The 1,518-nt window shown below is 43.4% G+C and carries 1 pseudogene; it reads right to left on the reverse strand.

Going from position 1 to position 1,518, the window contains the following annotated elements:
* Window positions 1-1,446, reverse strand: a pseudogene (locus ACI7RC_RS27710) (IS1182 family transposase); the annotation flags it as partial.
* Window positions 1,447-1,518: the final 72 nt, after the last annotated feature.

Below are 1,518 nucleotides of genomic sequence, written 5' to 3' on the forward strand. Positions count from 1 at the left end.
TCAGATTGCAGACAAACTCCCTTGCTGATTTTTACAACAAGGGAGTTTGTGAAATAATCGGATGAAAATACCGAAGGTAGAGCGAAAACTGACTACCGTGCGACCTGACTTCCATAGCCAGGTCGCTATTTTTTTCAGGTTCATTGCAGCGTAAACAAGCATCGCCTGCATCGTGACCTTCTCTAGTCCCCGTAAGGTCGTCCACCGCATGCCATGCTTCTCTTTCATATCAGCGAATACCCGTTCAATCGTTTCTTTCCGTTGGCTATAGATCCGTTTATTTTCTTCAGTATGCCGGAGATGGTCTACCTCTTCGAGGTAATGAGCCCAGATGTGGCGGCTCACTCTCTTTGTGTTGTCTTTACTTTCCGTACATTGTTTCAAAAACGGACAACTTCGGCAAACTTCAGAATTTGATCGATAGATGCGATACCCCTCTTTGTTTGTTGTTTCATATGTCAAGATTTGCTCGTTTGGACAGATGTAACAGTCGTAATATTCATCATACACGTATTCGTGCTTCTTGAAGAAACCTTCCTTCGTGCGTGGTCTTGTGTAGGGCATAACGGGGCGAATCTGGCCGTCTAGTAGCACTTTACTGATGTAGGGCGTCTTGTATCCGGAGTCCACTGCTACAGCCTGAGGTCGATCAAATGTCTTTTTTACTTGATTCAATATATCCTCAAACACCTGACTGTCGTGTACATTGCCTGGTGTCACCTTTACGCCAAGGACAAATCCATTTCGATCACATGCCGTATGAAAACTATAGGCAAATACTCGTTCCTTTTCTCCTTTTACAAACAATCCGCATTCCGGGTCAGTTGTGCTTACCTTCACCTCCTTTTGAGGAGTTTCTGACTTTTTTTCAAGGGGCTTCTTTCCATGGGCAACACGATCCTGATTGATTTCTTCATCCAGCATCTCTTGATATTTCTTTGTTTGTTCTTCGACCATTTCTTTCACGAATTTATGCTTATTCGCGTTGGCCTTTACATGCGTAGCATCGATGAAAAGTACTTCTGGCTTTACGAATTCATGGCGTACTGCCTCTTCCAAAATCCGAATGAAAATCGACTCGAAGAGTCGGGTATCCCGAAAACGGCGTACGTAGTTCTTACCTAGCGTCGTGAAGTGGGGAATAGGCTGACTAAAGTCATAGCCAATAAACCATCGATAGGCCACATTGGTTTCGATTTCTTTGATCGTTTGTCGGATGGAACGAATACCAAAGAGATATTGGATCAATGCAATCTTGATCAAGACAACCGGGTCAACACTAGGCCTGCCATTGTCATGACAGTAGCGATCTGCCACCAAGTCATAGATGAATGTAAAGTCGATTGCATTTTCGATTTTTCGAACGAGATGATCTTTGGGAACCAGTTCATCTAACGAGAATGCGGATATTTGATAACGGCCTTCGGCCTGTTGCTTATTAAGCATATAGTCACCTCTAAAGGCAATTATTGGTACACGTTTTATATTCAACAAAAAAGCCTGTAGCTCCTGTTCCTT

Origin of the sequence: Brevibacillus sp. B_LB10_24, assembly GCF_046036945.1 — a bacterium.
In the GTDB taxonomy this organism is placed as follows: Bacteria; Bacillota; Bacilli; order Brevibacillales; family Brevibacillaceae; genus Brevibacillus_C.